This window comes from Allobosea sp. TND4EK4 (genome assembly GCF_900156025.1).
Lineage (GTDB): Bacteria > Pseudomonadota > Alphaproteobacteria > Rhizobiales > Beijerinckiaceae > Allobosea.
Map to the genome: position 1 here is coordinate 144,132 of NZ_FTMO01000002.1, position 22,791 is coordinate 166,922.

The window sequence follows — 22,791 nt, forward strand, 5'->3', positions numbered from 1 at the left end:
CCAGTCCCAAGCTGAAATGTCCGGCGTGTGTGCGGACTGGTCCGATGCGCAAGGAATCGTCGATGTTTCCAGGACTGGATACATCGGCATACGATGACGTCAGCCCCGCGCCACGGCCGCCGTGAATGCCCCGGAGCGGGGAGCCCGGGCTGATTGTATGCTTGCGTATCCGGGGAACGCGATCCTACGCGGGCTTTCAATTCCGGGGTTTTGCGACACAGCCACGATACAGCCGACAGGCTTCCTCTCCCTGCATTCGAGCAAAGGGGAATACGGCCATGTCAGAGCATATCGACCACCCACGACGGAAATTCCTCGGCACAATGGCGCTCGGCACCGTCCTTGCGCAGCTCGATACGATCGGCGCGGCCAGCGCCCAGACCCGCACCTCCGCCCCGGCTCCCGGCCGCACCAACAGGGTTGGCGAGACCTCCTTCGCTCCGCTGAAGCAGATCGTGGCCGGCACGCTCGATGTTGGCTATGCCGAGGCCGGTCCGGCGGAGGGCCCGCCGGTGCTGCTGCTGCATGGCTGGCCCTACGACATTCACAGCTATGTCGAGGTCGCGCCCCTTCTGGCGAAAGCCGGCTACCGGGTGATCGTGCCCCATCTGCGCGGCTATGGCTCAACCCGCTTTCTGTCGGCCGGGACCCCTCGGAACGGCCAGCAGGCCGCGCTCGGCACCGATGTCATTGCGCTGATGGACGCGCTGAAGATCGAGAAGGCCGTGATCGCCGGCTATGACTGGGGCGCCCGGACTGCCAACATCGTCGCCGCGCTCTGGCCGGAACGCTGCAAGGCGATGGTCTCGGTCAGCGGCTATCTGATCGGCAGCCAGGAGGCGAACAAGGCGCCGCTGCCGCCCAAGGCCGAACTGCAGTGGTGGTATCAGTACTATTTCGCCACGGCGCGGGGAGAGGCTGGCTACGCCAAGTATACCAAGGACTTCGCCCGCCTGATCTGGGAGCTGGCTTCCCCGGAATGGAAACTCGACGACGCGGTCTTCGCGCGGTCGGCCGCCTCGCTCGACAATCCCGACCACGTCGCCATCTCGATCCATAACTACCGCTGGCGCCTCGGCCTGGCGCAGGGCGAGTCAAAATATGATGAGATCGAGCGCAGGCTCGCGGCCTTCCCGAGCATCGGCGTACCGACCATCACCATTGAGGGCGACGCCAACGGCGCGCCGCATCCGGAGCCGGCCGCCTACAGGAAGCGCTTCACCGGCCGTTACGAGCATCGGCTCTTCAAGGGCGGCATCGGCCACAACCCGCCGCAGGAGGCGCCACGGGAATTTGCCGAGGCCGTGATCGAAGCAGACCGGCTCTGACGGCGGCCCAGGGAGCTCTCCAATGAAAGCCCTTTCCGGGCGACCCTATGCCGGCGCCGCTCTCGCCATGGCCATCGTCGGGGCGATCTCCATCGCCAGAGGCGAAGGAGTTCGCAAGCCCGCCTCGCCGATCTACGGGGTCAATGTCCCGGACGGGTACCGCAAATGGGAGCTGATCGCGCCGGCGCTGGAGCATGAACCTCTCAACGAGCTTCGCGCCGTCGTCGGCAACCCGACGGCGATCGCCGCCTACCGCGCCAAGACACTGCCCTTTCCAGATGGCACGGTGCTCGTGAAGCTGGCCTGGAAGCACATCCAGTCGCCCGAGTTCGAATCCGCCCTCGTCCCCGGCGCGGCCACGACCGTGCAGGTAATGGTCAAGGACTCGAAAAAGTTCGCTGCCAGCGGCGGCTGGGGTTTCGGGCGCTTCATCGACGGCAGGCCGGTGGACAAGGCCCAGCACGAGACCTGTTTCGCCTGCCATGAAGCACGGGTGAAGGCGCGCGACTACGTCTTCACAAGGCTCGCGCCTTAGGGCCGGCCAAGAGAATGCCGCATCCCGGACGGTCGCGCGATGTCCAGCGCCCATCGGGGCCGGCAGCCGTCTGTCCAGGTGATCAACAAGGACGAGCACGATGATCCCCGTCGCGATGGAAATGGCACTGCACGATCTGGCGATTCGCCAGCTGCTGGCCCGGCTGGCACAGGCGGCCGATGACCGCGATGAGGCCACCTATCTCGCCTGCCTCGCTGGCACGGTGCGGCCTGCCCCTTCGGGAGGAGCGGCTCCAGTCCCGGCAGAAACCTATATGCGCGCCGCGATGGCCAGGCTGTCGCGGGCGGATTGGACGCAGCACAAGCTTGTCAATCCGGTCATCGACATCCAGCCGGATCGGATCCGGGCGAGCGCTCGCGTCGATGCGGTCGTGGATCTCGCCCTCACGGATCCTGACGGCAAACAACACCGTCTCACGATCGGCGGCCGCTATGAAATCGGCCTTACCCAACAGGGCGGGACATGGCTGATCGATCGCCGCTGGCTTCACCGGCTCTATGTCGATGGCGACGCGAAGGGGCTTGCAATCTGAGCAAGGTCGCACACGCCCGGCAAAGCCCGGATTCCGGGCCCCGGCCACCAAGGGAGATCCCGATGCATCGTTTCGATCAGGTCTATATCGGCGGCGAGTTCCGCACGGCGCATGGCCGCGAGGAGCTCGGCCTCGTCAATCCGGCCACGGAAGAGCCGCTGGGTGTTCTCGTGATGGCCGACGAGGACGACGCCAGGCAAGCGGTCGACAGCGCCCGAATCGCCTTCAAGGGCTGGTCGCGAAGCTGTCGGAAGGAGCGCATCGAGCTTCTCTACAATCTCAGCGAAGCGGTCCGCGCCCGTTCTGACGCGCTGACGGAGGCTACTGTCCTCGAATATGGCGGCCCCATCGAGCAGGCCAGGTGGCGCGCCGGGCTCGCCGCCAACAATTTCCTGGCTGCGGCTCGGCTGCTCGAGGACTTCGCGTTCTCGCGGCGGATCAACGATACCGAGGTGGTCGCGCAGGCTGCAGGCGTGGCACTGCACATCGTCCCCTGGAACAGCGTCTACAACGCGATCAGCGTGAAGATGGCGGGCGCGCTGGCGGCCGGCTGCTCTGTCATCGTGAAGCCCAGCGAATATAGCGCCTGGCAGACGCAGTTGTTCACCGAATGCCTGCACGCAGCCGGCGCGCCGGCCGGCGTCATCAATGTCGTGACTGGCCGGGGCGAAGTCGTCGGCGAAGCGCTGACCTCAGATCCCGCCATCCGCAAGATTTCCTTCACGGGCTCGACACGCGTTGGCAAGGCGATCATGGCGAAGGCTGCAACGCACATGACGCGGCTGACGCTCGAACTGGGTGGCAAGGCGCCGACGATCGTGATGGAGGATGCCGATCTTGAGAAGGCGGCTTCGATCGCGCTGGCGGCAGGTTTCACCAACAACGGCCAGGCCTGTATCGCCGGCACGCGGATTTTGGTGAAGCGGTCACAGATGGATGCGTTCTGCAAAGCGCTGAAAACTGCGGTCGGCACGATCGTGCAGGGAGACCCCCGCGATCCGCGGACAACCCTCGGGCCGTTGGTCAATCGCCAGCAGTACCGACGTGTCCAGGGCTACATCCGAATCGGCGTCGAAGAGGGCGCGCGCCTGATCACAGGCGGGGAAGGCCGCCCTGACAACATGCCCCGGGGCTATTTCGCCAAGCCGACCGTCTTTGCCGACGTCACCAACACGATGACCGTCGCGCGGGAGGAGATTTTCGGTCCGGTCCTGTGCGTGATCGCCTATGACGACGAGGACCATGCGGTCGAAATCGCGAACGACACCGAATTCGGGCTCCATGCCTATGTCCTCGGCGAGGATGTCGAGCGGGCGCGGGCGTTGGCGGGCCGGATCGATGCGGGCCGGGTCGCGATCAACGGTGTCATGCATGAGCCGCTGGCGCCGTTCGGCGGCTTCAAGGAATCGGGAATCGGGCGCGAATACGGAGTCTACGGCATCGAGGATCATCTCGAACTCAAAGCCGTGATGAACCCGCATGGCGGATCGTGACCGTGACAAGCGCATGCCGCGGATCTTCAGCCGGCCCGGCTGAAGATCCGCACGGATCAGCTTAGCGGCCCAGACCTGGTCAGCCGAAGGTGAAGGCGAAGGCCTCCGCGCCGGCGTCGAGGAAGCGGATTTCGAAGCTGCGCTCCCTGACATCGCCGGCCTGACGGACGAGCTGGTAGAGCCGCGTTTCGGAGATCGTGCCGCTGCCCCCGGCGTCGATGTCGGCGCCGTGGTCAGCGCCCGGCGCCACACCGTCAATGGTGACAAGGAAGCGCACCGGCCGGCCCGCCGGGCCAGGACCCAGCACCAGATGCAGATCCCTCGCCCTGAAGCGGAAGGCAATCCCGCCACCCGGCTGATCGAGCGCCGCGCTCTCGGCGCCGACTGTCCATCGGCCTGCGAGCCCCCATCGGTTGAGCGGCAGCGTTCGAAGGCTGTACTCGCGCGACCGGTCTCCCGCGACGGGCTCCGGCGAGGCAAAGCCGGAGGCCTTCTCATAGCCGAGATAGGTCTCGCCCGAGCGCGCGGGGCGGGCCGGATCCACGGGAGCCTGCTCACCCTGCATGTCCGGGACGACGGCCCCGACGGAGGCTCCCCGGCTTCCGGCAGTTTCCGCGAGAAGATCCTGGATCACCCGCTCCGACTGCTTCTCGTCGCCCTCGCCGAAATGGCTGTGCCGGATGCGGCCCTGGGCATCGACGACATAAATCGCCGGCCAATAGCTGTTGCGGAAGGCCCGCCAGATCCTGAAGTCATTGTCGACCGCGACCGGAAAGGTGATGCCGAAACGCGCAATCGCCTGCCGGATGTTGCCGATGCTCTTCTCAAAGGCGAATTCCGGAGTGTGGACGCCCACCACGACCAACCCCTTGTCCTTGTACTTCTCCGCCCAGGCGCGGATGTAAGGCAGGGTGCGAATGCAGTTGATGCAGGAATAGGTCCAGAAATTGACCAGAACGACCTTGCCGCGCAGCTCCTCGGCCTTCAGCGGCCCGGAGTTGAGCCAGGTCACGGCGCCTTCGAAACCCGGAGCCGCGCCACGATCCGGCAGCGGGCTTCGGTACAACTTTGCTGGAGTGCCGGTCGGCCAAGGTCCGCCATTCTCTGCGAGGCGCTGGCTGGCCGCCACGGCGCCTTCGCCGCCAAGCCCCGCCAGCAGCCTCTGCTCGATACCGGTTGTGCCGGCAAGGGACAGTTGCGTCAAAAGTCCAGTATCGAGCCCAAAACCGATCGCCAGTACACTCGCGAGCACGGCGTAGCCGACGCCTCGACGGATATGCTCGCCGACGCCCAGCGTACGCTTCATCGCCGCCAGAACCCGGCCGCCAGCCAGGACAGCCAGGGCGATGGAGGTCGCAGCGCCGGCGGCATAGGCGGTCAGAAGCAGGGTCGTTTTGGCATCGGGCCCCTGCAGCGCCGCGCCTGTCAGGACGAGCCCCAGGATCGGCCCCGCGCAAGGCGCCCAGAGCAGACCAATCGCGATTCCAAGCAGGAGCGAACCGCCCATCGAGGACGCTTCGGGTTCAGGGCTGCTCGCAAGCCTGTGGCCGACCGCCACGATCGGACGGGTGAAGAAGGCTGCGGCGCGCGGCGAGACAAGGGTCGCGCCGAGGAGCGCGAGCACGGCCAGCGCAGCCCATCGGCCGACCTCGTTCGCTTGAACAGCCCAGCTGCCCCCTATCGCCGCGAGGCTCGCTACGACGGAGAAGGTGAGCGCCATGCCGATCACCATGGGGAGGATGCCGCGTGTAAAGGGCTGATCGGCACGCGCGAAGGCGAAGGGCAGGACCGGAAGAATGCAGGGGCTGACGATCGTCAGCACACCGGCCAGATAGGAGATGACGAACAAGATCATGGCGGGGCCTCGCAAGGATGACGGAGGCCACCTGCAAGGTGGCCTCCGTCGGATGCACGCCACTCAGCCTCTCCAGCGTATCTCCCATGTTTTGCGGGCGGGCCGTTCTGTAACGGCGTGTAGGCCGGCGTCTGGGAGCGCTATCGCGAGACGGCCTCGGCTGCCTCGACGATCAACGCAGCGACCTCCGCCGGCTTCGAGAGATAGACGGCGTGGCTCGACGCGACTTCGCGGACCTTGCTGCCCGCCCGGCGCGCCATCTCGCGTTCGAGCTCGGGGTTAATCGACCGATCATGGCTTGCGACCAGCGCCCAGCTCGGCTTGCTCTTCCAGGCGGGATCGCCGGCCTCGGCAGAGAAGGCCGCCTTCGCCGCGAAGACCTGAGAGCGCGCCAGGAACTCAGCCTCGGCCTTGGGGAGATCGCCCGCGAAGGCGGCGGGAAAGGCCTGCGGATCGAGATGGAGATAGCCATCTTCGGTCGCCTTGATCGCATCCGGCGGCGCGTTAGGAACCGGCTTTCGGGCGGCAAGCGCACCCAGGCTCTCGCCCTTCTCCGGCTGGAAGGCGGCGACATAGACCAGCCCCGCCACCTTGGCGTCATTGCCGGCGTCTGTGATGACCATGCCGGCATAGCTGTGCCCGACGAGGATCGCCGGCCCATCCTGCAGCGCCAGGACGCGGCGGGTCGCGGCCACGTCCTCCTGCAGGGACGTGAGCGGCTCCTGCACGATCGTGACGTTGTAGCCCTTCGTCGTCAGTCGGTCGGAGACCTGGCGCCAGCCCGAGCCGTCGGCGAAGGCACCATGGACGATGACGATATTGCGGACGGTCGCGGCCTGCGCCCCGGACCAGCTTCCGGCCAGCGACAGCAACGCCCCGCCGAGGGCGATCGAAACAAAACGCGCGCGCATCGAAGCTTCCTTCCTGATCGTTTCATGATGGGTGTGACGGGCAAGCAGCCCGAACCGTCGCGGCCACGTGCTCCCCGGCACCGTGCAGGAAGACGGCGAAGTGTTCGACGGGAAGATTGTCCGCATCAATGTCGGGCCCGGCCCGCGATACACGAGGGTACAAATCTTCCGCGCCGCGCGCCACGCAGGCGGCTCGACCTCTGCTATTGACGGGGAAACGGAAGCTGGAAGCCATCGCCGATGGATCACATCGACCACGTACTCGTCGTCGACGACGATCGGGAGATCCGGGATCTCGTATCGAGCTATCTGAAAAAGAACGGCCTGCGGGTGACGACGGCAGCCGACGGGCGGCAGATGCGCGCCTTCCTCGAAGCCGACCGGGTCGACCTGATTGTCCTGGACGTGATGATGCCCGGCGATGACGGTCTCGTGCTGTGTCGCGAGCTGCGGGCCGGCAAGCACAAGGCGACGCCGGTGCTGATGCTGACCGCCCGGGCCGACGACACCGACCGGATCGTCGGGCTGGAGATGGGCGCCGACGATTATCTGGCGAAACCCTTCGTCGCACGCGAGCTGCTGGCGCGGATCAAGGCCGTGCTGCGGCGCACGCGGATGATGCCGCCGAACCTGCAGGTCACCGAGGCGGGCCAGCTGCTCGCCTTCGGGGAGTGGCAGCTCGACACCGTCGCGCGTCACCTGCTCGACGCAGACGGCACGGCAGTGGCGCTGAGCGGCGCGGAATACCGGCTGCTGCGGGTCTTCCTCGATCATCCGCAGCGCGTGCTCTCGCGCGACCAGCTCCTGAATCTCACCCAGGGACGCGAGGCGGAGCTGTTCGACCGCTCGATCGACCTGCTCGTCAGCCGTGTCCGGCAGCGACTGCGCGACGATGCGCGCGAGCCCGCCTACATCAAGACCGTTCGCAGCGAGGGCTATGTCCTCGCCACGCCGGTCGAGATCGTCACGGCCCGGCAATGAGCTTCGCCAGCCAGATGCGCAGGCTCCTGCATCTGCCGCGCACCCTGCGCTCGCGGCTGTTCCTGATTCTGTTCGCCGGACTAGCGGCGGCACATGTCCTGTCCTTCGCCGTCCTGTTCTACGAGCGCACCATGAGCGCCAAGGCGACGATGTACACGACGCTGGAGAACGACGTCGCTACCTCGATCGCGCTGCTCGACCGCCTTCCGCCGCAGGAGCGCCCGCAATGGCTTTCGATGCTGGACCGCCGGACCTATCGGTACGAAATCGGGACCGGCCTGCCCGGCGTGCCCGAGTTGAGCCCGCGGGCAGCGGAGATCGCGCAGGCCATCAATGTCGCGGCCGGAGGGCGCTTTCCCGTCAAGGTCGAGAGCATCCCCGGAAAGCGCGAGCATCTCCAGGCGCATGTCACGCTGAACGACGGCTCGCCCGTGACGATCGACGTGCTGCCGGCTCTGATGCCCCTCGCGACCTGGCTGCCCTATTTGCTTGCGGCCCAGCTCGCCCTGCTCGTGCTCTGCACCTGGCTGGCCGTGCAACTCGCGATCAAGCCGCTGCAGCGCTTTGCCAATGCCGCCGAGGCGCTCGACCCGAGCCGCAAGGCCGTGAGGCTCGAAGAGACCGGCCCGGCCGAGGTCGCCTATGCCGCGAGCGCCTTCAACGCCATGCGCGATCGCATCGCGCATTATCTCCAGGAACGGGTCCAGATTCTCGCTGCGATTTCCCACGACCTTCAGACGCCGATCACGCGCATGAAGCTGCGCGCGGAGATGGCCGAGGAAAGCCCGGAGAAGCACCGGCTGATCAACGACCTCTCCGAGATCGAGCGGCTCGTCCGCGAAGGCGTCGCCTATGCCAAGAGCGCCCATGGCGATACCGAGAAGCCGACGCGCATCGATATCGCCTCCTTCGTGGAGAGCATCGCCTTCGATTATCAGGATACCGGCAAGGCTGTGGCCGTTCCGCGCACGATCCCGGGCGTCGTCGTCACGCGGCCCCATGCGCTGCGGCGCATCCTGAGCAATCTGATCGACAACGCTCTGAAATTCGCCGGCGAGGCCGAAATCCAGGTCGACAGGGCCGCCGACGGCAAGCTCCGCATTACCGTTCTCGATAGCGGCCCCGGCATTCCCGCCGATCAGCTCGACGCCGTCCTCCAGCCCTTCTACCGCGTCGAGCAGTCACGCAGCCGCGACACCGGCGGAACCGGCCTCGGCCTCGCCATCGCCCAGCAGCTCTCCGTCGCGATTGGCGGCTCGCTTCACCTGGCAAACCGGCCGGGAGGGGGCCTGGCCGCCGAAGTGACGCTGGGCTGAGACGGGCGCCAGGCAAGCCTGCCTGAGCCGGTTCGGGATTCGTCGAAGCAAAGCCGCGGGCATCATTTTGCCGGCGGCCGCCGGAGTTGTTCGTTAGCGAAGCGAACGGAACGCAGCCCGCACCTCCCGCGTGAGGAGTTAGGGCTGTTCCCAGGCCGGGAAATGTCCACCGTTCCTGACCGCGCTGAAATGGCAGAGGTTCTTGTAGCAGCGCTGCGCCCGGTTCCTCGGCACCCGATTGCCGGAAAAGCCGAAGCCCGGGATCGAGGGCACGACCAGATGGAATGCGTCCGCGGCAGAACCGCCATGGCGCGTCGGGTCGACGACCGGGCCTATGACCTTGGTGAGCTCCAGGATCGAGCTCCACCGTCCATGGGTCATGGTCATTGGCAAGCCGTCGGCATGAGGCGAGCGCAAATGGAGGATGTCGAGGCCGTCAGTCTCGGTCACGTACACAACGCCGGACGGGCAGCCGGCCCCGACGCACCGTGCGGCTCAGTTCCCGGGCCGGGTTTCCTCAGGCGAGAGAGGCACCGTTCCAAAGGCCGCCAGGAAGACCGCCCAGCGTTGCTCGAACAAAGCCTGCTGCTCTTCGCCATCGGCGGCGGCGTCTCGGCGCAACCGGGCACGGTTATTGGCGCCTTCGAGAAGATCGACGAGGATGTCGCAGGCCGACTCGGTATGTCCGGGCCGCAACGCACCTGAGGCCTGCGCCTCGGCAAGCGCAGCAACGAGCGGCTCCAGGGCCGACCGCGACCACTCCGCCAGTCGCCCGCGAAGCGTCGCCGAAAGGGCTGCCTCTGCGCTGACCGAGAGATAGAACGCCGCATAGTCACGCGATGAGCCAATCCGGACATAGCGCCCGGCCATCCGGCGCAGCGCATCCAAAGCTCCGGAACCCTCCTTCGCCGCCGCGACCAGGGCGGCGCGGAATCGGCCCAGATCCTGCTCGACCACAGCGTCGAGCAGCGCCGCCTTATTCGGAAAGCGACGATAGATCGTGTGCTTCGAGACGCCGAGGCGCAACGCGATCTCTTCCAGAGACGCGTTGGCGAAGCCGCTGCGGCAAAAAACCGACCGCGCGCCCTCGAGAATCTGCATCTCAAGGACACCCGCCTGCTCTCGGGTCGGCCGTCCGCCGGGTTTTCGCATCGATGCCTCCACGCCCTGACGCCGCATAAACAGCACGGAACCGTTGCGTTTCAAGCCTTCGAATGATAACAGCACGGATACGTGCTGTTATTGCTTTCCCGGACATCTGCTCGCATGCCGTCTATCACCCTTTCGGGCCTGACCTGGGCGACACCGGAGGGGCGCAGCGTCTTTGCCGGCCTGGATCTCGGTTTCGGTCAGGAGCGCGTCGGCCTCATCGGGCGCAACGGGATCGGCAAATCGACCCTGCTGAAACTCATCATCGGCGAATTGCGACCGCTGGCCGGGACGATCGTCGTGAGCGGAACAGTCGGCGTCGTCCGCCAAACCGTCCAGATCGACCCGCGTGAGACGATCGCCGATGTCTTTGACGCTCGGGGCGCACTTGCGATCCTTCGCCGCGCGGAAGCCGGCGACGCCACGCTCGCGGAACTGGCGGAGGCCGACTGGACGCTTGACGAGCGGATCGTGACCGCCCTCGCCCTCCACGGCGTGGACGCAGGCCCGGATGTGAAGCTGTCGGAACTCTCCGGCGGACAACGAACGAGGGTTAGTCTCGCCGCCGCAACCCTCTGGAAGCCCGACTTCCTCCTGCTGGACGAGCCGACGAACAATCTCGACCGGGACGGCCGCGAAGCGGTGATCGCCTTGCTCGCCGAATGGCGTGCCGGGGCGATCGTGATCAGCCACGATCGGGACCTGCTCGGACAGATGGATGCCATCGTCGAGATGAGTTCGCTCGGTGCCACGCGCTATGGCGGCAACTGGGACGCCTATCAGGCGCGCAAGGCGATCGAGCTGCAGGCAGCCCAGCAAGACCTCGCCTATGCGCAGAAGCAGGCAGCCGATGCCGAGCGCAAGGCCCAGATCGCAACAGAACGGCAGAATCGCCGCGAGGGGGCCGGAGCTCGGAAGGGTACCCGGGGCGATCTCCCTCGCATTCTGCTCGGCGCCCGGAAGAACGCTGCCGAAGCGAGCCGGGGCGATGCTGCGCGGCGCATCGAACGGCAACGCAGCGAAGCGCAGCAGGCCGAGGTGGAAGCCCGGGCGCGTGTCGAGATCCTGCAGCACCTGTCGATCGTGCTGCCGCCCACAGGACTTTCGCCGCATCGGCAAGTCCTGAAGCTCGATGCAGTCACAGCGGGCTATCGAGCCGATGCCCCGCTGATCCGCGATCTTTCGCTTCTTGTGTCCGGGCCGGAGCGTCTCGCGGTCGTCGGGCCGAACGGCTCCGGTAAGACGACCCTGCTGAAGCTAATCGCCGGGGAGATGCCTCCCATTGCCGGCACCGTCTCCGTCTTCGTAACCCTGGCCATGCTCGACCAACGCGTGAGCATCTTGGATTCGCAGACCTCGATCCTGGATAACTTCAAGCGCTTGAACCCCGGCTCCGACGAAAACGCCTGCCGCGCCGCACTTGCCGGCTTCCTGTTCAGGGCAGATGCTGCCCTCCAGACCGTCGGCACGCTCAGCGGCGGTCAGATGCTCCGGGCCGGGCTTGCCTGTATCCTGGGCGGGCTGCGGCCGCCTGCGCTGCTGTTACTGGACGAGCCGACCAATCATCTCGACCTCGCCTCGGTCGAGGCGATCGAGGCAGGGCTCGCCGCCTACGACGGTGCCCTGGTCGCCGTGAGCCACGATGAGCGGTTCCTTGCGAGGATCGGCATCCATCGGCAGATCGAGCTGCCCGGCCTTCTCCATAAGCAAGCCTAGAAAAGTCGGAAGCGTCCGCTTTTCGGCAACGGAGTCAGTCTGCCGACCCAGCCTTATGGTTCGGCGCGACGGCTTTGCGACCTGACGCGATGTCGCCTCGTCGGACCAGAAGCCCGCCCTTCGTAAGTCGCTGAATATATTGGAGTGTCGTGGTGGGTGATGTAGGGCTCGAACCTACGACCCGCTGATTAAGAGTCAGCTGCTCTACCAACTGAGCTAATCACCCAAACGCCACGAAGCGTCGCCCTCGGCGGAGAAGTCGTCCGCGTCAGGCAGGGGGCGTGTAGCAAAGCCCCCCTCACCTGTCCACCCGTCTGCGACAGAAATTTTACGGCGGCCGCCGCTTTTGCACCGAAGGCCGCCGAAGGCTCACGCCGCGCGGCGGTTCAGCAGGTGGTAGAGCGCGATCGCGCCGAAGGTCGCCGTGCCGATGCCCGCGAGCTCGTAGCCGAAGATCGGCAGCTTGAGATCGCCGGCGCCCAGGATGAGCGCGGTCGCCACCGTGATCAGGTTCTTGGGCTGCGAGAAATCGACCTTCGCTTCGACCCAGATGCGCCCCGCCGTCGCGGCGATCAGGCCGAAGACGACGACGGCGAGGCCACCCAGCACCGCCACGGGGATCGTGCCGATCACAGCTCCGAACTTGGGCGAGAAGCCGAGCAGCACCGCGATGATGCCGGCGGCGACGAAGACGAGCGTCGAATAGACCCGCGTCACCGCCATCACGCCCATGTTCTCGGCATAGGTGGTGACGCCCGTGCCCCCGCCCGAGCCGGCGATCATGGTGCCGATGCCGTCGGCGATGAAGCCGCGGCCGATCATGTGGTCGAAGCTGCGGCCGGTCATCACCGCGATGCCCTTGATATGCCCGAGATTCTCCGCGACCAGAATGATCGCGACCGGCATGATCAGCATCATCGCCTTCGCCTCGAAGACCGGCGCGGTGAAATGCGGCAGGCCGAACCAGGCGGCGTTGGCGACCTTGCTGAAATCGATTGTCGGCGCGCCGAAGGACGAGGCGGTCAGCCAATAGAGAAGATAGGCGCCGAGCCCGCCGATCAGGATCGGCAGCCGCTGCGCCAGCCCGCGCCCATAGACCGCGACGAGCGCCACCGCGACGACGGTGAACAGCGCGATCCACTTGGTGTAGGGGCTGGCCGAGATCATGCCGATCGCGACCGATGTCAGGTTGAGGCCGATCGCGGCGACGACCGCGCCGGTCACCACCGGCGGCAGCAGCGCCTCGATCCAGCGCGTGCCCACCGCCTGCACGATCACGCCGATCAGCGCGTAGACCGCACCACAGGCGATGATGCCGCCCAGCGCGACGCCGATATTGAGGTTGGGGCCCGAGCCGGCATAGCCGGTGGCGGCGATGACCACGCCGATGAAGGCGAAGGACGAACCGAGATAGCTCGGCAGCTGCCCGCGCGTGATCACGAAGAACAGCAGCGTCGCGATCCCCGAGAAGAAGATCGCGACATTCGGGTCGAAGCCCATCAGTACCGGCGCCAGCACGGTCGAGCCGAACATCGCCACGACATGCTGCAGGCCGGCGACGACGGTCTGGCCCGTCGGCATGCGCTCGTCCGGCATCACGGCGCCGGAGGTCTTCAGCGTCCAGTTCGGAAAATAGCCCATCGGCCTTGCTCCCCATGCGACCGCACGGGGCGGCCGCTCCGGAAAAGCAAAAGAGGGCAAGAACCGGGCCGGCGCCAGATCGCGCCGGCGTCATCCACCGGAATCGGAGCTCGCGCCGCGTCATGGTCGGGCTTGGCCCGGCCATCTCGTGCCGCGTGAGGCGCCGCCGCGTCATGAGATTCTCGGGTCGGCACTGCGTGCCGCCCGAGAATGACGCTGGGAGGTTACTCGGCCGCCTGGGCGTGCTGGCGCACGCCGCGGGCCACCAGCTTGTTCAGCGCCGCCAGATACGCCTTGGCCGAGGCGACGAGCGTGTCGGGATCGGCCCCGCGCCCGGTCACGGCCGCCCCGTCGCGCGACAGCCGCACGGTGACCTCGGCCTGCGCGTCCGTGCCCTCGGTGACGGCATGGACGTCGTAGAGCTCCAGCACGGCCTCATGCGGCACGATCGCCTTGATCGCGTTGAACACGGCGTCGATCGGCCCGTTTCCCTCGGCCTCCTCGGTCACCGAGCGCCCGTCGACCGCGAGCTTCATGGTCGCGCGCTGCGGGCCGCGCGTGCCGGCGATCACGGTGAGCAATTCCAGCCTGATGCGGTCATGGGCGGTGGCGATGTTCTCGTCGACCAGCGCCTCGATATCCTCGTCGTAGACGTGCTTCTTGCGGTCGGCCAAGGCCTTGAAGCGGGTGAAGGCGTCCTCCAATTGGTTGTCGCCGAGATCGTAGCCCATCTCCTTCAGCTTGGAGCGGAAGGCCGCCCGGCCCGAATGCTTGCCCATCACCAGCGAGGTCTTGGTCACGCCGACCGAGGCCGGCGTCATGATCTCGTAGGTCGACTGGTTCTTCAGCATCCCGTCCTGGTGGATGCCGCTCTCATGGGCGAAGGCGTTCCGGCCGACGATGGCCTTGTTGTACTGCACCGGGAAGGAGCACGCCGAGGAGACCGCCTTGGAGACGCGCATCAGCTGCGTGGTCTCGATGCCGGTCTCGTAGGGCATCACGTCGCCGCGCACCTTCAGCGCCATGACGATCTCTTCCAGCGCGGCGTTGCCGGCGCGCTCGCCGATGCCGTTGATGGTGCACTCCACCTGCCGCACGCCGCCCTCGATCGCGGCCAGCGAATTCGCCACCGCCAGCCCCAGATCATTGTGGCAATGCGCCGAGAAGATCGCCTTGTCGGCGTTCGGCACCCGCGCCCGCACCGCCTCGAACATGGCGCGGTACTCGGCCGGCGTGGCATAGCCGACCGTGTCGGGCAGGTTGATCGTGGTCGCGCCGGCCTTGATCGCGGTCTCGACCGCGCGGCACAGATACTCGATCGGCGTGCGCGTGGCGTCCATCGCCGACCATTCGACGTCCTCGACCAGATTGCGCGCCTGCGCGACCGTGGCCGTGATGATGTCCAGCACCTGCGCCTCGCTCTTGCGCATCTGGTGCTCCAGATGGATCGGCGAGGTCGAGACGAAGGTGTGGATGCGCGGCCGCGCCGCATGGCGCACGGCCTCGCCGGCCCGCGCGATATCGGCGCTGATGGCGCGGGCCAGCCCCGCCACGGTCGCGCGCTTGATGCGTCGCGCGATCTCGGACACGGCCTCGAAATCGCCCTCCGAGGCGATCGGGAAGCCGGCCTCGATGATATCGACGCCCATCGCGTCGAGCGCGTCGGCGACCTCCAGCTTCTCCTCGAAGGTCATGGTGGCGCCGGGGCACTGCTCGCCGTCGCGCAGGGTGGTGTCGAAGATCAGGACGCGGTCCCTGGCGGCGGCGGTGTGGCTCGGCGCGGCGTGCTGCGAGCCGCTCTGAATCGGGTGGGTCATGGGTCTGGTCCGGTATCGGCGCCGCGGCGGTCGTCGCTCGGCAGGCGCGGGGGTTCTGAAGTCGGCGGTCTCGTCACTCCCCTGAGCGCCCAGGCAAAGCCCGGCCGGCCCTCAGGGGCTGATAAGGAGAAGCAGGCCGAGAAGCGAGGCAGCCGGGCGCGCGCGCAGAGCAGCATTCCGCGCCATGGCGCGGTCGGTGCGGCAGCTGTGGGCGAAAGCCTGCGGCAAGAGAAGTCCTCGTGAACCTTGCGACATTCTGTAACCCGAAGCCGGCACGCCGCGCAAGCTTGTGTCGCGGTCCAACCGCTTGCGGTGCCTGCCGGCATGGCGCCACTATCGTCCCGCCCGCGAGTCGCGCGGAGGATCGATCGCATGATGCTGTACAACCGCTGGGCCATCGGCCTGGCTTTTTGTTTGTCGGGTCTCGCCGGCTATATCGACACCATCGGCTTCATCAGCCTCGGCGGCTTCTTCGTCTCCTTCATGAGCGGCAACACCACCCGGCTCGGCATCGCCACGGCGGGGTTGAACGGCGGCAACATCGCCACCATCGGCACCATCCTCGCGCTTTTCGTCGGCGGGGTCGTCTGCGGTTCGCTGGTCGGGCATTTCGCCGGGCGGCGGCGCAAATCCGCCGTGCTCTGGCTGGTCGCGCTGGCGCTCGCCGTCGCCGCGTCCCTCGACAGCATCGGCCTCGCCTTCGCCGGGGCCGTCCTCCTCGCCTTCGCCATGGGCGCCGAGAACGCCGTCTTCCAGCGCGACGGCGAGGTCACCATCGCCCTGACCTACATGACCGGCACGCTGGTGAAGATGGGCCAGCGCATCGCCGCCGCCCTCACCGGCGGCCCCCGTCTCGGCTGGGTGCGCCATTTCGTGCTCTGGCTCGGCCTTTGCTCCGGCTGCGTCAACGGCGCGATCGCGCATTATCTCGTCGGCCTCGGCGCGGTCTGGCTCGCGGCGCTGGCGGCGGCGCTGTTCGCGGTCCTCGTGCCGTTCCTGCCGCTGCAGGGGCATGATTGACCGCAACCGGGAATCGGGCATCCTCGGCGCCAGCTTTGCCGGAGACGACCATGCGCCCCACCCTTCTCGCCGTTGCCGGCCTCGGCCTCGCGCTCGCCGGCTGCCAGACGCAGACGGCCTCGGCTCCGCCGGCTCCCTCCCCGCAGCAGGCCGCGCCGGGCGTCACGCCCAACACCTTCCGCATGCCGGCCGGGACGGGCTGCTCGGGCGAGATCGAGCGCTTCCAGGCGGTGATCGACAACGACCTCGCCACCGGCCACACCACCAAGGGCGTGCATGACCGGATGAGCGGCGACATCGCCCGCGCCCGCACCACCTGCTCCGCCGGCAGCGACGCGGCGGCGACCGGGCAGATCCGGTCGACGAAGGCGAAGTTCGGTTATCCGGGCTGAGAGGCACCGTCATGCTCGGGCTTGACCCGAGCATCCCCGAGTATCTCGGAAACCAGCGCCCTTTCGGACTGAGCTTCTCGGGTCGAAGCTTCGCTTCGCCCGAGAATGATGCGAGTAGCTACGCCGCCAGCCCCCGCTTCGCCAGCAACGCGTCCGGTGTCGGCAGGCGGCCGCGGAAGAGCGTGTAGGCCTCAGCCGCATCGCGGGTGTCGCCGGCCGAATAGATGTAGCGCTTCAGCTTGTCCGCGACGGCGGGCGAGAACACGTCGCCGGTCTCGGTGAAGGCGTTGAAGGCGTCGGCGTCCATCACCTCCGACCAGAGATAGCTGTAATAGCCCGCCGAATAGCCGTCGCCCGAGAAGACATGGGTGAAGTGCGGCGTGCGGTGGCGCATGGTGATCTCGGCCGGCATGCCGAGCCGGTTCAGCTCCGCCGCCTCGAAGGCGAGCGGATCGACCTCGGCGGGCGCCTCCAGCGAATGGAAGGCGAGGTCGACCAGCGCCGAGGAGGTGTACTCCACGGTGGAGAACCCCTGGTTGAAGGTCTGGGCCTTCCCGATCTTCTCGATCAGCGCCTCCGGGATCGGCTCGCCGGTTTCGGCATGGATGCAATAGGCGCGCATCACCTCGGGGGTCATGAACCAGTGCTCGTAGAGCTGGGAGGGCAGCTCGACGAAATCGCGCGACACCGCCGTGCCGGCGAGCGAGCCATAGGTCACGTCCGAGAGAAGCCCGTGCAGCGCATGGCCGAATTCGTGGAACAGCGTGCGGGCATCGTCGAGCGAGAGCAGCGCCGGCTCCCCCTCCGCGGGCTTGGCGAAGTTGCAGACATTGACGATGATCGGCCGGGTTTCGCCATCGAGGTTCCGCTGGCCGCGGAAGGCGCTCATCCAGGCGCCCGAGCGCTTCGAGGCGCGGGCGAAGTAGTCGCCGACGAACAGGCCGATATGGCGCCCGCTCGCGGTCTCGGTCACTTCGAAGATGCGGACATCCGGGTGATAGCCCTTGAGCTCCGGCCGCTGCGCGAAGGACAGCCCGAAGAGTTTGCCGGCGACGTCGAAGGCCGCCTGCCGCACGCGGTCGAGCTGGAGATAGGGCTTCAGCACGGCCTCATCGAGCGCGTAGGTCTTCTGGCGCACCTTCTCGGCATAGTGCCGCCAGTCCCAGGGCCGGATCGGCTCGTTCTCGCCCTCGGCCTGAGCCAGCGCCGCAAGATCGGCCGCCTCGCGCGCCGCGCGGGCCTTCGCCGGCTTCCAGACCAGCTCCAGCAGGCCGCGCACATGCTCCGGCGTCTTCGCCATCGCATCGTCGAGCTTGAAATGCGCGAAGGTGGGATAGCCCAGCAGCTTGGCCTTTTCGGCCCGGAGCATCACCATCTCGGCGACGATGGCCCGGTTGTCGCTCTCATTGCCGTTCTCGCCGCGCTTGCTCCAGGCGATGAAGGCCTGCTCCCGCAAATCCCGCCGCCTCGAGAAGGTCAGGAACGGCTCGATCACCGAACGCGACAGCGTCACCGCATGCTGGCCGGGCTTGCCGCGATCGGCCGCGGCGCGCGCCATCGCCGCCTTCACGAAGTCCGGCAGGCCGGCGAGCCCCGCCTCGTCCTCGATGAAGAGCGCATAGGCTGACTCGTCCTTGAGCACGTTCTGGCTGAACTGCGTGCCGAGGCCCGCCAGCCGCTCGTTGATCGCGGCGAGCCGCTTCTTGTCCTCGGCCCCGAGCCTGGCGCCGGAGCGAACGAAGCCCTTATGGGTGCGTTCGAGCAGCCGCGCCTGCTCGGCACCGAGGCCGAGCGAATCTCGCTTCGCGTTCACCGCATCGACACGCGCGAACAATCCCTCGTCCATCATGATCGCCGACCAGTGCCGAGAGGTCACCGGCGACATCTCCCGCTCGATCGCCTGCAGCGCCTCGTTGGTATCGGCGCCGGCGAGGTTGTAGAACACGCCACCGACACGGCTGAGGGCACGTCCCGCACGCTCCAGCGCCTCGATGGTGTTGGTGAAGTCGGGCTCCGCCTTCTCCGCCACGATCGCCGCGATCTCGTGCTTGTGCTTGGCAAGCGCCGCCTCGAACGCCGCGCGGATATGCTCCGGCTTGATGGCGTCGAAGGGCGGCAGCCGGAACGGCGTTTCCCAGCGCGCCGCGAAGGGATTCTCGGCCGGGAGCGGAAGCGCTTCGGGGTGGGCTGTTGCAGGGGCGGTCATCGGATGGCTTTCACGAGGGCAGGCAGGATCAACTGCCTTCGAAGATATGCGCGAGATAGCGGCGCATGAAGGGCGGCATGTCGTGCTTTTCGCTGTCCGCCATGTCGCGCACGATCACGATGTCGGAGAGCTCCTCGTCCTCGAGAGACATCATCCGCTCCAGCATCAGCTCGCGCGCCGCCTGCGCCGGCAGGTCGATCCCGACCGGGCGCATGAAGGCGACGCGGCCCGTCTCGATCAGCGCGGTCCAGCCTTCGCCGACCGTCACATCCTCGGCGCGCAGCCCGGTCTCCTCCGCCAGCTCGCGGGTCACGCTGCCGCCGAGATCGACGGAGCCGTCGGCGCGGACATCGCTGCGATCCGGCGTCCCGGCAGCGAAATAGACCTTGCCGGGATTGGCCGTGTGACCCCCCATCTTTCCGCAGAGAAAGGCCCCGTCGCTGGCCCTCAGCGCGGCCATGGCAAAGCCGTTCCGGACGGTCGGGCCCGGAAAGCCGGCATCGCGCCAAGCCATGAAGGCGGCGTAGTCCGTTTCGAAATAGCCGGCCTGGAACACCCCGTCGCGGATCGAGGCCGTATGCTGCAACAGCACGCGGCCATTGAACATCGCCGGTTTTCCGGCACTGATGTCGGCCCAATGCGCAGCGATCGCGGCCTCGTTCTCCCGCGCATAGACCCAGTCGCAGGGCACCAGCCGGGCCTCGACCCTGTCGAGCGCGACGATGCGACCCTCGACGATACCTTCGCTCACAGAAGCACGCCCTCGCTGACCAGAACGGCCGAGCCCCCGATCCTTGCCGAAGCGAGCACCCCGCCGCGCACGCTCATCTCCAGCGCGATCTGCGAGGGCCGGCCCATCTCGTAGCCCTGCTCGATGACGAGGCGGTGGTCGCCATCCTCCGGCCGGTCATAAGCCATGATCGCCCCGGCGAAAGCCGCCGCCGCGCCGCCGGTGGCCGGGTCCTCGCCGATGCCCGCGCCCGGCCAGAACATCCGGGCATGGAAGGCATGGCCGGTCTCGGCAGTTTCCCGGGTATAGAGAAAAGCCCCGCCCTGCCCGATCGCCGCCTGCCATTCCGCCGCCTGCGGCTTCGCCCGGCCGACGGCCTCGCGGGTCGCGACGGGCACGAACAGGAAGGGCACGCCGGCCGAATAGCTGGCCGGAGAATGTCCATCGAACCCGATATCGGCGGCAGCAAGGCCGATGGCCGCCGCCACAGCGTCCGTCCCCGGCGCTTGGCCGACATGCTCCGGCAGGCGCGGCAGCGTGAAGACGGCATGGCCGGCATGGCTGCCCTTGATCTCGACGGCGCAGGACACGGGACCGACCTTTTCCTCCAGCACCAGCATTTCCGGCAGGTTCCCGGCCGCATCGTCATGCAGCGCCAGCCAGACCGCCGTGCCCACCGTCGGATGGCCCGCGAAAGGAAGCTCTCCGCCCGGCGTGAAGATGCGCACCGCGGCACGATGCTGCGGCTTTTCCGGCGGGAGGATGAAGACGGTCTCCGACAGGTTGAACTCGCGGGCGATGGCCTGCATCGCCTCGGTATCGAGCCCGTCCGCCTCCAGCACCACCGCCAGCGGATTGCCGGCATGGCGGCGCGTGGTGAAGACATCGAGCGTGACGAAGCGGCGTTTCATCGCAAAACCTCAGGGAATCGTCAGGTCGACGGTGAGCGGGCAGTGGTCGGAGGCCTTGGGCCTGTCCCAGCCCACGCGCGGATAGCGGTCGCAGGCGGTGGCGAGCTTGCCCATCGAGCGGTCGGGGTCCCGCGGGTCGAGCGGCACGCGGTAGGGCAGCCCACGTCGGATCATGCGGATCGGCGGCGCGGGATTGGCGGCCGCCAGCGCAGGCGAAAGCAGGATGTGATCGAGCGGCATATGGCTGTCGATCAACCGCTCCTGGGCCTCCGACCAGTAGCGCCGGAAATGCGTCCAGCGCTCATGCGCCGGCAAGGTCCGGGTGGGATCGACCGCGAAACCGTCGAGCAGCGGCTCGATCCCGCTGATACCCTCGTCGACCGGCTCGGCCAGCGGCCCCAGCCCGTGGCGGTAGCCATTGAGATCGCCCAGCACGATCCAGTTCGCCTCGCGCCAGTCGTGGCCGAAGCGCTGCTCGATCAGGAAGCGCACCGCCCGCGCCTCCGCCCGGCGCACCGGCAGCGTCACCTGGCGCCCGTCCTCGCGGCCATTGTTCATCGACTTGAAGTGGCAGCCGAAGAGCGAGAGCCGGCGACGGCCGAATTCGAGCTCGATCTCCAGGCAATCGCGCGCGAACACCTTGCCGTGGCGGGGAATGCCAAGCGCAGCGAGATCCCCGTCGTAGAGGCCCGCCTCGGCGAAGCTGAGTTCCTTGTGGGACACCGCCCTCACCTGCCCCGGTCCAAGCAGGTCGCGACGCGCCGCGAAGGCGATATCGATATTGCGTCTGTCGTTGCCGTCGATCAGCGTGAAATGGCCGTAGCGGTGATCGGCGATGCGGTGGACGTAATTGGCGAAGAACGCCTGCAGGCTGGCGAGCGAGTCGACCTCCTGCAGCATCCACAGATCGGCCTGCGCCTCCGCCATGGCCAGCGCGGTCATCTGCCGCTTGTCGTCCTCGAGCGCGACCGCCAGCGAGCGCTCCACCGCATCGCGCTCGTCCGCACGCGGAAAATGGAACAGCGACATTGCCGCGGCCGTCTCGGTCCGCCCGCCCTGCTCGAAGCGATGCCGCGTCAGCAGGTTCTCGACATTGAAGGTCCCGACGCGCAGCTTCATGGCGTTCCGTCGCGTCGGAGAGGCAACCGATCCACGCCGTCATCCCGGACAAGCTGCGAAGCAGCGCCGGGGCAGGCCCGGGATGACGCTGCGTCTCCTCGGAAAAGCGGCACGCCTCAGATCGCCTCGGGCTCGAACACCCGCGATGGCATCACGAACTCGTCCTGCGCCGCGACCATCAGGATCTCGCGCGATCCCGCCTCCTTGGTCCGCTTCAGCAAACCATACACCGACGAGGCCGCCTTGCTCAGCGCCGCCGCGGCCGAGCGCTCGCGCAGGTAATGCGTGAAGAACAGCGCCGCGATCGCGTCGCCCGCGCCGTTGACGCTGACGTCCAGCTTCGGCGTGCGCACCCGCCAGCTCCCGGCCCCGTCCGCCGCCATCAGATCGATGGCGTCGTCCGGCGTCTCCTCGGTGACGAGCGAGGTCACCATCACGACCTTCGGCCCGGCATCCCGCAGCGCCTCGACCGCGCGATGCGCGTCCGCCAGGCTTGTCACCCCGATATCGGTCAGCAATTCGAGCTCGAACTGGTTCGGCGTCACGATGTCGGCCGCCGGCACCGCCTGCTCGCGCATGAACTCCGGAATGCCCGGCCGCACGAAGACGCCGCGCCCGATATCGCCGATCACCGGATCGCAGCAGTAGAGCGCCTTGGCATTGGCGGTCCGGACGCCGGCAACCGCCGAGAGGATCGCATGCCCGATATCGGCAGAGCCCATATAGCCGGAGATGACGCCGTCGCAGTTCGGCAGCACGCCGCGCTCGGCGATGCCCTCCATCACCTCGTCGATCATGCCGCCGTCGAATACCCGGCCCTTCCAGGCGCCGTAGCCGGTGTGGTTGGAGAACTGCACCGTATGGATCGGCCAGACCTCGACGCCGAGCTTCTGCATCGGAAACACGGCGGACGCATTGCCCACATGCCCATAGGCGACATGCGACTGGATCGACAGGATGTTCATCAGGCAGACCGGGGGATCGTCGGCGGGAGCCCGAACCTAGCCGCTCCCGCGCCGGGCGCCAATCGAAAGCGGTGATGGGCGGCATCACGGGGATGCGGCCTGGCTACCCACCGCTCCCCAGTCATCCCGGACAAGCCGCTTCAGCGGCGTCGA

General features: G+C 67.3%; 19 protein-coding genes, 1 tRNA gene and 1 pseudogene. 9 read left to right on the forward strand and 12 right to left on the reverse strand.

The window, feature by feature from the left end; translation table 11 throughout:
• Positions 1–278: 278 nt before the first annotated feature.
• From BW981_RS05620 to BW981_RS05635, 4 genes are all read left to right on the forward strand, one after another.
• On the forward strand, positions 279–1,328 hold the full coding sequence (locus BW981_RS05620; RefSeq protein WP_076437127.1) for an alpha/beta fold hydrolase: 1,050 nt from the start codon (positions 279–281) through the stop codon (positions 1,326–1,328).
• Positions 1,329–1,395: 67 nt separating this feature from the next.
• Positions 1,396–1,863 (forward strand): cytochrome P460 family protein, encoded by a 468-nt coding sequence (locus BW981_RS05625; RefSeq protein ID WP_244560257.1) that lies wholly within the window; start codon positions 1,396–1,398, stop codon positions 1,861–1,863.
• A gap of 100 nt (positions 1,864–1,963) precedes the next feature.
• Positions 1,964–2,416, forward strand: a complete 453-nt coding sequence (locus BW981_RS05630; protein ID WP_076437132.1) for a nuclear transport factor 2 family protein — start codon at positions 1,964–1,966, stop codon at positions 2,414–2,416.
• Positions 2,417–2,478: 62 nt separating this feature from the next.
• Positions 2,479–3,909: an aldehyde dehydrogenase family protein gene (locus BW981_RS05635; protein ID WP_076437135.1), complete on the forward strand. Its 1,431-nt coding sequence runs from the start codon at positions 2,479–2,481 to the stop codon at positions 3,907–3,909.
• 79 nt (positions 3,910–3,988) lie between these two features.
• On the opposite strand, the gene BW981_RS05640 is transcribed toward BW981_RS05635, so the two are convergent.
• On the reverse strand, positions 3,989–5,764 hold the full coding sequence (locus BW981_RS05640; protein ID WP_076437137.1) for a cytochrome c biogenesis protein DipZ: 1,776 nt from the start codon (positions 5,762–5,764) through the stop codon (positions 3,989–3,991).
• Positions 5,765–5,904: 140 nt separating this feature from the next.
• A complete protein-coding gene (locus tag BW981_RS05645; protein WP_076437139.1) occupies positions 5,905–6,675 on the reverse strand; it encodes an alpha/beta fold hydrolase in 771 nt (256 codons plus the stop codon).
• Positions 6,676–6,915: 240 nt separating this feature from the next.
• On the opposite strand from BW981_RS05645, the gene BW981_RS05650 reads away from it, so the two are divergent.
• Both BW981_RS05650 and BW981_RS05655 read left to right on the forward strand, forming a co-directional pair.
• A complete protein-coding gene (locus BW981_RS05650; RefSeq protein WP_076437141.1) occupies positions 6,916–7,656 on the forward strand; it encodes a response regulator in 741 nt (246 codons plus the stop codon).
• Complete coding sequence (locus BW981_RS05655) at positions 7,653–8,972, forward strand: sensor histidine kinase (RefSeq protein ID WP_076437142.1); 1,320 nt, start codon at positions 7,653–7,655, stop codon at positions 8,970–8,972. Before BW981_RS05650 ends, BW981_RS05655 begins: the two co-directional genes overlap by 4 nt.
• 240 nt (positions 8,973–9,212) lie before the next feature.
• Here BW981_RS05655 and BW981_RS05660 read toward each other — a convergent pair.
• Both BW981_RS05660 and BW981_RS05665 read right to left on the reverse strand, forming a co-directional pair.
• A pseudogene (locus BW981_RS05660) lies at positions 9,213–9,425 on the reverse strand (epoxide hydrolase); the annotation flags it as partial.
• A gap of 42 nt (positions 9,426–9,467) precedes the next feature.
• Positions 9,468–10,151 carry a TetR/AcrR family transcriptional regulator gene (locus tag BW981_RS05665; protein ID WP_076437146.1) on the reverse strand — a complete coding sequence of 228 codons (684 nt, stop codon included), beginning with the start codon at positions 10,149–10,151 and terminating at the stop codon, positions 9,468–9,470.
• Positions 10,152–10,238: 87 nt separating this feature from the next.
• Between BW981_RS05665 and BW981_RS05670 the strand changes: the two genes are divergently transcribed.
• The gene (locus BW981_RS05670) at positions 10,239–11,837 is read left to right on the forward strand and encodes an ABC-F family ATP-binding cassette domain-containing protein (RefSeq protein ID WP_076437148.1); all 1,599 of its coding nucleotides are present in this window, start codon (positions 10,239–10,241) and stop codon (positions 11,835–11,837) included.
• 150 nt (positions 11,838–11,987) lie between these two features.
• Here BW981_RS05670 and BW981_RS05675 read toward each other — a convergent pair.
• The 3 genes from BW981_RS05675 to BW981_RS05685 form a co-directional block, all read right to left on the reverse strand.
• Positions 11,988–12,063: transfer RNA gene (locus BW981_RS05675), tRNA-Lys, on the reverse strand.
• Positions 12,064–12,206: 143 nt separating this feature from the next.
• On the reverse strand, positions 12,207–13,478 hold the full coding sequence (locus BW981_RS05680) for a solute carrier family 23 protein (protein WP_076437149.1): 1,272 nt from the start codon (positions 13,476–13,478) through the stop codon (positions 12,207–12,209).
• A gap of 224 nt (positions 13,479–13,702) precedes the next feature.
• Positions 13,703–15,295: a 2-isopropylmalate synthase gene (locus BW981_RS05685; protein ID WP_076437151.1), complete on the reverse strand. Its 1,593-nt coding sequence runs from the start codon at positions 15,293–15,295 to the stop codon at positions 13,703–13,705.
• A 372-nt stretch (positions 15,296–15,667) separates the two neighbouring features.
• Here BW981_RS05685 and BW981_RS05690 point away from each other — a divergent pair, with 372 nt between their 5' ends.
• Both BW981_RS05690 and BW981_RS22985 read left to right on the forward strand, forming a co-directional pair.
• Positions 15,668–16,315, forward strand: a complete 648-nt coding sequence (locus tag BW981_RS05690) for a YoaK family protein (RefSeq protein WP_076437153.1) — start codon at positions 15,668–15,670, stop codon at positions 16,313–16,315.
• A gap of 50 nt (positions 16,316–16,365) precedes the next feature.
• Entirely contained in the window at positions 16,366–16,707 is a 342-nt protein-coding gene (locus BW981_RS22985; RefSeq protein WP_076437737.1) for a hypothetical protein, read from the forward strand.
• Positions 16,708–16,825: 118 nt separating this feature from the next.
• Here the strand turns inward: BW981_RS22985 and BW981_RS05700 are convergent, their stop codons facing one another.
• The 5 genes from BW981_RS05700 to pdxY form a co-directional block, all read right to left on the reverse strand.
• A complete protein-coding gene (locus BW981_RS05700; RefSeq protein ID WP_083712193.1) occupies positions 16,826–18,913 on the reverse strand; it encodes a M3 family metallopeptidase in 2,088 nt (695 codons plus the stop codon).
• 28 nt (positions 18,914–18,941) lie between these two features.
• Positions 18,942–19,664: an NUDIX hydrolase gene (locus BW981_RS05705; protein ID WP_139333646.1), complete on the reverse strand. Its 723-nt coding sequence runs from the start codon at positions 19,662–19,664 to the stop codon at positions 18,942–18,944.
• Positions 19,661–20,554, reverse strand: coding sequence for a PhzF family phenazine biosynthesis protein (locus BW981_RS05710; RefSeq protein WP_076437154.1), 894 nt, complete (start codon positions 20,552–20,554; stop codon positions 19,661–19,663). Before BW981_RS05710 ends, BW981_RS05705 begins: the two co-directional genes overlap by 4 nt.
• 9 nt (positions 20,555–20,563) lie before the next feature.
• The gene (locus BW981_RS05715) at positions 20,564–21,673 is read right to left on the reverse strand and encodes an endonuclease/exonuclease/phosphatase family protein (protein WP_076437156.1); all 1,110 of its coding nucleotides are present in this window, start codon (positions 21,671–21,673) and stop codon (positions 20,564–20,566) included.
• Positions 21,674–21,789: 116 nt separating this feature from the next.
• A complete protein-coding gene (gene pdxY, locus BW981_RS05720) occupies positions 21,790–22,638 on the reverse strand; it encodes a pyridoxal kinase PdxY (protein ID WP_076437157.1) in 849 nt (282 codons plus the stop codon).
• Positions 22,639–22,791: the final 153 nt, after the last annotated feature.

Coding starts and splice junctions, on each gene's coding strand:
- BW981_RS05620 (WP_076437127.1), top strand. CDS start 279: ATGTCAGAGCATATCGACCACCCACGACGGAAATTCCTCGGCACAATG.
- BW981_RS05625 (WP_244560257.1), top strand. CDS start 1,396: ATGGCCATCGTCGGGGCGATCTCCATCGCCAGAGGCGAAGGAGTTCGC.
- BW981_RS05630 (WP_076437132.1), top strand. CDS start 1,964: ATGATCCCCGTCGCGATGGAAATGGCACTGCACGATCTGGCGATTCGC.
- BW981_RS05635 (WP_076437135.1), top strand. CDS start 2,479: ATGCATCGTTTCGATCAGGTCTATATCGGCGGCGAGTTCCGCACGGCG.
- BW981_RS05640 (WP_076437137.1), bottom strand. CDS start 5,764: ATGATCTTGTTCGTCATCTCCTATCTGGCCGGTGTGCTGACGATCGTC.
- BW981_RS05645 (WP_076437139.1), bottom strand. CDS start 6,675: ATGCGCGCGCGTTTTGTTTCGATCGCCCTCGGCGGGGCGTTGCTGTCG.
- BW981_RS05650 (WP_076437141.1), top strand. CDS start 6,916: ATGGATCACATCGACCACGTACTCGTCGTCGACGACGATCGGGAGATC.
- BW981_RS05655 (WP_076437142.1), top strand. CDS start 7,653: ATGAGCTTCGCCAGCCAGATGCGCAGGCTCCTGCATCTGCCGCGCACC.
- BW981_RS05665 (WP_076437146.1), bottom strand. CDS start 10,151: ATGCGGCGTCAGGGCGTGGAGGCATCGATGCGAAAACCCGGCGGACGG.
- BW981_RS05670 (WP_076437148.1), top strand. CDS start 10,239: ATGCCGTCTATCACCCTTTCGGGCCTGACCTGGGCGACACCGGAGGGG.
- BW981_RS05680 (WP_076437149.1), bottom strand. CDS start 13,478: ATGGGCTATTTTCCGAACTGGACGCTGAAGACCTCCGGCGCCGTGATG.
- BW981_RS05685 (WP_076437151.1), bottom strand. CDS start 15,295: ATGACCCACCCGATTCAGAGCGGCTCGCAGCACGCCGCGCCGAGCCAC.
- BW981_RS05690 (WP_076437153.1), top strand. CDS start 15,668: ATGATGCTGTACAACCGCTGGGCCATCGGCCTGGCTTTTTGTTTGTCG.
- BW981_RS22985 (WP_076437737.1), top strand. CDS start 16,366: ATGCGCCCCACCCTTCTCGCCGTTGCCGGCCTCGGCCTCGCGCTCGCC.
- BW981_RS05700 (WP_083712193.1), bottom strand. CDS start 18,913: ATGACCGCCCCTGCAACAGCCCACCCCGAAGCGCTTCCGCTCCCGGCC.
- BW981_RS05710 (WP_076437154.1), bottom strand. CDS start 20,554: ATGAAACGCCGCTTCGTCACGCTCGATGTCTTCACCACGCGCCGCCAT.
- BW981_RS05715 (WP_076437156.1), bottom strand. CDS start 21,673: ATGAAGCTGCGCGTCGGGACCTTCAATGTCGAGAACCTGCTGACGCGG.
- pdxY (WP_076437157.1), bottom strand. CDS start 22,638: ATGAACATCCTGTCGATCCAGTCGCATGTCGCCTATGGGCATGTGGGC.